The organism is Teichococcus aestuarii, from assembly GCF_042651065.1.
Lineage (GTDB): Bacteria > Pseudomonadota > Alphaproteobacteria > Acetobacterales > Acetobacteraceae > Pseudoroseomonas > Pseudoroseomonas aestuarii.
Genome location: NZ_JBHSCH010000126.1, coordinates 1 through 3,479, shown reverse-complemented (window position 1 = coordinate 3,479; position 3,479 = coordinate 1). Strand labels below are relative to the sequence as shown.

The following is a 3,479-nucleotide window of genomic DNA, read 5'->3' as shown; positions in this document are numbered from 1 at the left end:
TCGCGCCGATCGCGATGGACCAGGGCCTGCGCTTCGCCATCCGCGAGGGCGGCCGCACCGTCGGCGCCGGCGTCGTCGCCTCCATCAGCAAGTAAGACGCGCGGCCGCCGGTTCGCCGGCCGGCCGTCAGCGGGCCGCCCCTCGGGGCGGCCCGTTTTTTTGTGCCCGCCGCCTCCTGCGCCCGCCCCGCCCGGGGCCTTTCCCGGGCGGAGCGGAATCCCGCCCCATTGGCGGTTTCAACCCCGCCCGACCCTCTCGACAGCGCCGCCGCCTTGACCTATAGACGCCTCCTCGCGCAGCGATGGCGCCGCGCAGGGGCGTAGCTCAATTGGCTAGAGCGCCGGTCTCCAAAACCGGAGGTTGGGGGTTCGAGACCCTCCGCCCCTGCCAGCACCGCCCACGTTCTGCATGGGCCGCCTCCCGCCGGGGGGCCGGGTCTTGCGGGGTGGCTCCGGTCCGGATGCCGCCCGCGAAGCGTGTCTCCCTTGAACCATTAGGGTTGCGATTTTGGCGAAGCTCGATCCTGTGCTGTTCATCCGCGACGTGCGGCAGGAGGTGGCCCGGGTCACCTGGCCGACGCGCAAGGAGACGTTGATCACCACCGGGCTGGTGCTGGCGCTTTCGGCCCTGGCCGCGGTGTTCTTCCTGCTGACGGACAAGCTCATCCAGTTCCTGGTGAGCCTGCTGTTCGGCTTTGGCGCCTGATAAGGACGGGAGGGGTTCCATGGCCGAAATGAGGTGGTACGTCGTCCACGTCTACTCGGGTTTCGAGAAGAAGATCGCCCAGCAGATCAAGGAGCAGGCGGCGCAGAAGGGTCTGGCCGAGAAGTTCGGCGATATCCTGGTTCCCTCCGAGGAGGTGACCGAGGTGCGCCGCGGCCAGAAGGTCAATTCCGAGCGCAAGTTCTTCCCCGGCTATGTGCTGGTGAAGATGCAGATGACCGACGAGGCGTGGCACCTGGTGAAGGACACGCCGAAGGTCACCGGCTTCCTCGGCGCCCGCAACAAGCCGAGCCCGATCTCCGAGGCCGAGGCGCTGCGCATCGTGCAGCAGGTGCAGGAGGGCGTGGACAAGCCCAAGCGCCCCGCCATCGTCTTCGAGGTGGGCGAGCAGGTGCGCGTCGCCGACGGCCCCTTCACCAGCTTCAACGGCACGGTGGAGGAGGTGGACGAGGAGCGCGGCCGCGTGAAGGTCTCCGTCTCCATCTTCGGCCGCGCCACGCCGGTCGAGCTGGAATACGCCCAGGTCGAGAAGGTCTGAGGGCAGGGTCTCCCGCCGCATGAGTCGCCGGGCATGATGCGGGCGCTGCGGGAGAGATGGGCGGGGCTTCTGGCCTCGCCCGGCGGCGCCCGCAGGGTTGCTCGCGGCCTGGCGGCCGGCGCCGCCGCCGCCATGCTTCCGGCCTTCGGGCTGCATCTCCTCTTCGCCGCCGGCTTCGCGCTGCTGCTGCGCGGCAGCCTGCCCGTGGCCGCCGCCGCCTGCCTCGCGCTCGGCAACCCGCTCACCCATGCCGTGCTGCTGCCCGCCGAGTACGCGCTCGGCCGGCTGCTCCTGCCGCCCTCCGTCGAGTTCCTGCCGGAACACGGCCCGGCCTGGCTGCTGGCCCTGCTGCCCGCCGCCGAGGAGACGGTGGCCGGCGGCGTGGTGCTGGCCGGGGTGGCCGGGCTGCTGGGCTGGCTGCTGGCCCGCCGCGCCCTGGTGCCCGGTGCCGCCGCGCCGGAGGCGCCGCTGCGGGTGATCCACCTGAACGGCGCCATCAACAGCGGCAAGTCGAGCGTGGGCCGGGCGCTGGCGGCGCTGATCCCGGGCGCGGGCTTCATCGAGGGCGACGAGCACGGCCTGCCCGCGGAGCTGCCGCCCGAGCAGCGCTGGGCGGGGGCGCTGGGCCGCATCCTGCGGCGCATCCGCGAGAGCAACGCCCCCTGCCTGGTCTCCGCCTACCCGCTGGACGAGGCAGGCTACCGCCGGCTGCGCACCGCCTGCGTGGCACGCGGCGCCACCCTCTCGGTGGTGACGCTGGCGCCGCCGCTGGAGGTGGCGCTGGGTCCGCGCGGCGGCCGGGTGCCGGATGCGGCGGAGCAGGCCCGCATCCGCGCCATGTATGCCGAGGGCTACCACCGCCGCCTCTTCAGCGACGTGACGCTGGACAATGCCGGGCTGGCGCCGGAGGAGGCCGCGCGGCGCGTGCTGGCGGCGCTGGCCCACGCCCATGCGGCCAGGGCGCCGGGCGCGGCGGGACGCGCCGCCCCGACCTGACCGGCCTCAGGGCCGCAGCAGGGAGGGCGCCACGCCGCCCGGCATGACCGTCACCGTGGCCGTCCGCCCCGGGATCAGCCGCATCCCCTCCGGGATCTCCTCCAGCGCGATGCGCACCGGCACGCGCTGCGCCAGCCGCACCCAGGAGAAGGTGGGGTTGACGTTGGCCACCAGCCCGCCCGCCTGCTCGCGGTCCGCGATGCCGCCGGCGATGCTCTCCACCCGGCCGGAGAGGGGGCGCGCATCGCCCATCAGCACCACCCGCGCCGGGTCGCCGGGGTGGATGCGGCCGAGCTTTGTCTCCTCGAAATAGCCCTGCACGTGCAGGCTGCCGGCATCGACCAGCGCCATCACCGCGCTGCCGGCGGCGACATAGGCGCCGGGCCGCAGCGTCAGGTTGGTGATGGTGCCATCCACCGGCGCGCGGATCTCGGTGCGCTCCAGGTTCAGCCGGGCGAGGTCGCGCTGCGCCTCGGCCTCCTGCAGCGCGGCGGCGGCGGTGGCCGCCTCGGAATGCGCCTGGTCCTGCCGCTGGATGGAGACGACGCCCTCGGTGAGGCGGTCGTAGCGGCGCTCGTCGCGGCGGGCGCGCTCCAGCGTGGCGGCGCGGCTGGCCACCACCGCCTCGGCCTGCTGCAGGGCGAGGGCGAAGCGGGCCTGGTCCAGCCGCAGCAGGGGCTGGCCCTGCCGCACCGCCGCGTTGTCGGCCACCAGCACCTCGGCCACGAAGCCGGAGACGTCGGGCGCGATGCCGATGATGTCGGCCCGCACGCGGCCATCCCGCGTCCAGGGCGACTCCATGTAGTAGCGCCAGAGCTGCCAGCCCATCAGCCCGGCGGCGCCGACCAGCGCCAGGGTGAGCAGGATGCGCGCGGCGCGCGCCAGCAGGGGCTTCATGACAGCAGCAACTCCGTGAGGGCGGCGACGCCGCCGAGGGTGAGGATGTAGAGGGCGAGGTCGAAGAGCGGCGGGTGCCAGACCAGCCGGTACAGTCCGGCGCCGCGCAGCAGGGCGCGCAGCAGGGCGAAGGCCGGCAGCGCCAGCGCCGCCCAGGCCAGCAACGCCGGCAGGTAGATGCCGTAGAGGTCGATCTCCGCGATCATGCGGGCAGGCTCCCGTGTTGCGGCGCCGGGGCTGACAGGGCCGGAGGTGGCGCCCCGGGGAAGAGGGCGAGGCGCAGGCCGGAGAGCGAGACCGCCGCGCGCCGCGCCGCCCGGCTGCG

At 73.9% G+C, this 3,479-nt stretch carries 6 protein-coding genes and 1 tRNA gene; 5 read left to right on the top strand and 2 right to left on the bottom strand.

What is annotated here, in order from left to right:
- From ACFOY6_RS23720 to ACFOY6_RS23700, 5 genes are all read left to right on the top strand, one after another.
- The coding region (locus tag ACFOY6_RS23720; RefSeq protein ID WP_379650991.1) for an EF-Tu C-terminal domain-related protein at positions 1 to 95 on the top strand (95 nt) is incomplete at its 5' end.
- A gap of 218 nt (positions 96 to 313) precedes the next feature.
- A tRNA-Trp gene (locus tag ACFOY6_RS23715) sits at positions 314 to 390 on the top strand.
- Between the two features lie 117 nt (positions 391 to 507).
- A complete protein-coding gene (secE, locus tag ACFOY6_RS23710) occupies positions 508 to 705 on the top strand; it encodes a preprotein translocase subunit SecE (RefSeq protein ID WP_099097365.1) in 198 nt (65 codons plus the stop codon).
- Positions 706 to 724: 19 nt separating this feature from the next.
- Entirely contained in the window at positions 725 to 1,261 is a 537-nt protein-coding gene (gene nusG / locus ACFOY6_RS23705; protein ID WP_109517981.1) for a transcription termination/antitermination protein NusG, read from the top strand.
- A 33-nt stretch (positions 1,262 to 1,294) separates the two neighbouring features.
- Complete coding sequence (locus ACFOY6_RS23700) at positions 1,295 to 2,257, top strand: DUF2062 domain-containing protein (RefSeq protein ID WP_379652422.1); 963 nt, start codon at positions 1,295 to 1,297, stop codon at positions 2,255 to 2,257.
- A 6-nt stretch (positions 2,258 to 2,263) separates the two neighbouring features.
- On the opposite strand, the gene ACFOY6_RS23695 is transcribed toward ACFOY6_RS23700, so the two are convergent.
- A complete protein-coding gene (locus ACFOY6_RS23695; RefSeq protein ID WP_379652421.1) occupies positions 2,264 to 3,154 on the bottom strand; it encodes an efflux RND transporter periplasmic adaptor subunit in 891 nt (296 codons plus the stop codon).
- Entirely contained in the window at positions 3,151 to 3,360 is a 210-nt protein-coding gene (locus ACFOY6_RS23690) for a DUF1656 domain-containing protein (protein ID WP_379631440.1), read from the bottom strand. Before ACFOY6_RS23690 ends, ACFOY6_RS23695 begins: the two co-directional genes overlap by 4 nt.
- Between the last annotated feature and the right edge of the window lie 119 nt (positions 3,361 to 3,479).